Source organism: Paenibacillus sp. 01T422, assembly GCF_056398785.1.
Genome location: NZ_JBFTQB010000858.1, coordinates 1 through 3844, shown reverse-complemented (window position 1 = coordinate 3844; position 3844 = coordinate 1). Strand labels below are relative to the sequence as shown.

At 43.8% G+C, this 3844-nt stretch carries 4 protein-coding genes; 1 reads left to right on the top strand and 3 read right to left on the bottom strand.

The features are described from left to right. Positions 1–457: 457 nt before the first annotated feature. Positions 458–925 carry an NUDIX hydrolase gene (locus tag AC1DUA_RS32510; protein ID WP_477503669.1) on the bottom strand — a complete coding sequence of 156 codons (468 nt, stop codon included), beginning with the start codon at positions 923–925 and terminating at the stop codon, positions 458–460. A 371-nt stretch (positions 926–1296) separates the two neighbouring features. On the opposite strand from AC1DUA_RS32510, the gene AC1DUA_RS32505 reads away from it, so the two are divergent. Then, entirely contained in the window at positions 1297–2517 is a 1221-nt protein-coding gene (locus AC1DUA_RS32505) for a hypothetical protein (RefSeq protein ID WP_477503668.1), read from the top strand. Between the two features lie 49 nt (positions 2518–2566). Here the strand turns inward: AC1DUA_RS32505 and AC1DUA_RS32500 are convergent, their stop codons facing one another. Next, positions 2567–3316, bottom strand: coding sequence for a C1 family peptidase (locus AC1DUA_RS32500; RefSeq protein ID WP_477503667.1), 750 nt, complete (start codon positions 3314–3316; stop codon positions 2567–2569). A gap of 116 nt (positions 3317–3432) precedes the next feature. After that, on the bottom strand, positions 3433–3844 hold a 412-nt coding region (locus tag AC1DUA_RS32495; protein WP_477503666.1), incomplete at its 5' end, for a His/Gly/Thr/Pro-type tRNA ligase C-terminal domain-containing protein.

Here is a 3844-nt window from a genome sequence, read left to right as displayed (position 1 = left end):
TGGTTCCGCAGTATGTATTTTTCATATCACATAAATTTAGTTATCCATAAATTAAATCTGTAGCGATTGCAATCCACATTTTTTCATCCCCCTTTCAAAAATATTAACTAATTAATAATAAATTGATAGATAATAAATAATTATTGTTAAATTATCCCTTTCGTGAACAAAGGGCTGCCATGCGGCAGCCCCTTCTGATATTAAGCTATAGTTCCACGTTAGAGTTCAATCCCTTTGTCGAATGATCGTAAAATTACCTACTAACTTAACGATTCCAAAATTCTCTTTGCATAAAAGTCCCAGTCTACATGATCCGTATTTATTCCCAAAGTTGGGATCCGCGTTTTTCTTGCACAAATACGCAACTTTTCTTGACTTTCTAAAAAACTGTTACATGTCTCTGCTTCACTTGTTGCGAAAATATAAAGCTTGCCGATAACTCCAGATTTTCGTTAAACTAGCTTTCCCCGTCAGCATACTCACTTTTGAATTGCTGTTCAAATACTGTTTCAGCAATCTCTAATAGCTCAAGTCGTAACCCCTCGCCTTCAATTTCCGATATGATTTGGCGCGCTGTTTCAAAGTTCATGGTCACTCTACCTGTTGTTTCAAACCCATCGGGCATAATTACATAATCCTTCACTCTAGCCATAACGAAAACAGTATATGTATCCGTACTCTCCCAATACCAAGCAGCAATGGGTACTCTTTTAGATTCTAAAATAAGACCTGCTTCTTCAATTGTCTCACGGTTTAAAGCAGTATTAATATCTTCATTAACTTCAATTCTCCCACCGACTGTAGTGAGCGCCTTCTCATTTTTATCCCAAACCATAACAATTGAGCCATCCTCGGTAATTGGTATGCTATGTACACCAGCAATTTTTTTATCAGTCGGAAAAGTGCCATTTAAAAGACTTAGCATTCTATCCCTCCAATATCATTATTCTACAAGTATTCATTGGATAAATGGTAAAACCTTCTTGCATCCTTGTCCGTTATATGGACAGATGCACTCATTAAATTCTAAATTGCAACCACGCTAGTCATTTAGTTGAGCAAGGGATATCGAGCTTAAAGTTTCTCGTTAACGTAACAGAGCAAACCTGTTGAGCCAATCAGCCTCAAGAAGTTTCAGCTATTTTTCAGCATGGACTTGCAGAAATTAATCTGATTTTTACTGGATAATCATTCCAATTTAAGGTTTCGTTCATGTAAAGTTCAGGAAACACGCCTATACTTCATTATGTCGAAAGCAAATGGCATACCGATATGAACGGAGAGGTGAGGAGTAGGATGAGAAAACAATTTATGGTATTGATGGGTGCCGCCATTTTGGCCGCATCCACAAGCGGAATCGTGCTTCCGCGAGGAGCTTATGCGGATGAAGCAGTGACTGCTGTGAATACAACGGCGCAGACGAATACAGAGAAATCTGATGCGCAGGCGGCAATTATAGATTTTAGCACCTTGTTCTTGAACAACTGGCTAAGTAAGCTCGATGTGCACACAGCAGAAGCTGCCAAGATAAATACAAGTGATTTTAGCGATATGTTACATAATGGATCGAGCTTGGCGACCGCTTCAGGTCTTGCCTTATCCGATCTGACATCGTCGCTTATTGACCAATTTGGGACTGATACTGCTTACGAGGTCCAGCAAAGGACACTTACAGACCAAGAAGCAGCCAATCTTCAGCAGCAGTTCAAAGCGGGCATTGCTAGCTGGGTTCAGCAATCTTGGCCTGGAGCTAATGCGGCTTCGTACCTGCCGAAGGATGGAAAAAGTATGATCCAAAACCGCTTGAACTATATCATCTCAGATGCTTCTACGGCGTCGGCTGTTGCGGAAACCGATATCCGGCAGGCGCTTCAATCCGGAAAATCAATTACTGAGGCAACAGGAATGGATGCGCAAGCGTTAAGCAGCGCTTTGAACACCTTGCTGGGTGGAGATTTGGATGCCGCTGTTAGTGCGGGAAGCCTGAAAGCTGATCAACGGGACCAACTTGCGATTTTCGGGGCGGATCAGATCTGGCAGGCCATTGAGAAGAAAGGCTACGACGAGCAAACGACGCCATGGATGGAGAAGTACGGCCAGGCACTGCTGAACGATAAGCTGGCTCCTGACATGATGATTCAAGCTGCAGCCGCTTATGCGGGCAAAGACTATAAGGATATCATGGACGGATTAGTCGCAGGCCAAAGCTTGGTGACGGCTTCCGGCCTCGCATCCGCAGATTTATCCGCGCAGCTTTTGGATACAGTAAGCCGCGACTTGGATAATGAGTGGAATGCGGGCAACCTCTCCGCACAATTGCGAGATCAGTTGAAAAAGAGTGCGGCTGACGCGATTGACAAAGCCATTGACCAAGACGGATACGGCCAAGCGGCTAATGGCAGCAGCAATCATGCGATTGCAGAGGAAAGCATATCCGCAATGACGGATTGCCCGTTTTTTGTTTTGCCTGGGTGTTGTCATTTTCTCAAAAAAACAGCGAAGTACTCTATGAGCTAAAAAATAAGCTTGCCCCCGCTACTTTTTATTGAACTTACGTTCCTCACCACTATTTGCCTGTCCACATATCGGAAACGTAGCCTTTATCGAAGAACGATTGCGGTAAATAGAAATAACCTTGATCGCCCCAACCTGTTCCCCATGAATTTCTGACAATGATATAGACAGTTCCATTTATTTTTTTATAGCCAACAGCGAGAACAGCATGTCCACCAAGCAACGCTTCGCCATGTTTAGGAAGAGACACCATCCCTGTGTGTGCGACATCAGCGGATTCAAAGTTGGTATACACGGAAATGCCTAGCACGACCGGGTATTCGCTAGCTAGTGCGGATTGCAGAGCGGCAAATGAGGTTACGCGATGATACTCACTGATTTTGAAAGATTTGGCGTTCTTTTCGGCTTTGGCGGAAGGCGTTTCCGCAAATTTGGAAACATCATAAGGGAAATCAGCTTCTGGCGCGCACCCAATCGTCTGCAGAACCTTCATACCATCGCGAATATACGCGCCCGCATCGGAAGAAATGGTGCCCTCCATTGAACGTTCATGCCAATAGAGGTATAAACGGCTTAACCGCGTTAAGGGCTGACCAGCTTTCACTTCATAATATTCCCGTAGCCCGGAAGCAATCGCATTTGCCGTGCAGCTGCCTAACGAGCCTTGATCCACCACAGGTGAGGTGAATTTTCGTAAATCAACACTTTCTGGGAGCATGGCAGCATCCATGTGAAGGGAACGGAATATGAAATCCCGCAAATCTTCTAAGTCTTGTTTTAATGTGTACTTACGTTGAGTCATACGATCATCTCCTTATGCCTTTGCTATCTCTACCAAGCTAGCAACGGCACATAAGGAGATGATCATAAAAAAATAAGAGCCGCTAGAGTTGGATTCTAGGGCTCTTAAACCTATGCTTATTTTTTGGCACGAATTTCTTCTTTAATTTGCCCAATAATCTCTAGGATACTTTTGGATCCAAGGTCTCCTTCCCCCCGTTTTCTCACAGCGACACTCTCAGAATTCTTCTCATTCTCACCGAGAACGAACATGTACGGTATTTTATCGAGTTGGGCTTCACGAATTTTATACCCGAGTTTTTCATTCCTCATATCTACTTCAATCCGAATACCTGTCTCTTCTAGTSCTTTCTTCACTTGCAAGGCATAGTCGATATAGTTCTCCGAAACCGGCAATAACTTCACCTGGACAGGCGCAAGCCATAGCGGGAAAGCTCCGGCAAAATGTTCGGTTAACATGCCGATAAATCGTTCAATAGATCCATAAATTGCACGATGTATAACGACTGGCCGGTGTTTCTGGTTGTCC